Source organism: Phocaeicola faecalis, assembly GCF_021730445.1.
Classification (GTDB): domain Bacteria; phylum Bacteroidota; class Bacteroidia; order Bacteroidales; family Bacteroidaceae; genus Phocaeicola; species Phocaeicola faecalis.
On the sequence record NZ_JADNRM010000050.1, the window covers coordinates 1 to 876 of the forward strand.

At 45.7% G+C, this 876-nt stretch carries 1 pseudogene; it reads right to left on the reverse strand.

Annotated elements, in window-relative coordinates:
* Positions 1-171: 171 nt before the first annotated feature.
* Positions 172-876: pseudogene (locus IR173_RS17970) on the reverse strand (IS1380-like element IS612 family transposase); the annotation flags it as partial.

An 876-nucleotide genomic window follows, 5' to 3' on the forward strand; every position in this document is an offset into this window, starting at 1 on the left:
TCCTAAAATCCGCAACTATCATCCAATACACGATTAAGGGTAGATTTATGAGTCGTTAGTAGCAGCTTTCAGTAAAAAGCAACAGCACAACATCAATATGTAGCCACCATCCCCTTACCCCACGATGCGACTTGAGGTAATACGCAGATTCAAACCGGAAAGAAAGGATTCTTATCCGAATTCTGTTTTGAAGGGTTTTGCATAAGCTCGGTTCTCTGTGTAGATATTCAGCACGTATTGCCTTGCAGTCATGATCCACTTGGCAGGTACGGAGATGAATCTGAAGACAAAAGCCTTTATGCGACTCGTTTTCTTGAGCCCAAAAGCCTTGGTGTCAAGCCTGCTCATGATGGTCTTGTAGAAATTGTGTATCAATGCAGTAAGCAGAAGAAAGACAGTATTCTCCGCCATGAATGACTTGGGGAGCCTGCTCCAACCGAATCCGTTGTTCATGTCGTCAAAGATACGTTCCTTGCCGCCACGCAGATTGTAGAATTCAACAATGTCCCTTGTCGATGACTTGTAATCGTTGGTCAGAATACAACGGTAAGTGTATTCGCCTTCCCACAGGTCAAGGTCGCCACTGTTGCGTCTTTGTCTCTGGATGACAAGACGATAGCACTTGCCTTCCCATTTCTCAACGAGAATGGAATTGAGTTCGAACTGGATGCCGTTAATCTCCTCCGTCTTCCATCCTCTCAGAGCAAAGATGTCATTGTAGAGCGAACTGCATCGGTTGGCACGGATGTAGAAATGTTTGCAATGCTTCTCTATCTCACTGACGATTTCCTTCGAGCAGGAACCGCAGTCTGCCCTGAAGCGATTTACACGGATGTTCTGGGATTCCAGAAGAGCGAAGAATCTCTTATGGGTGTC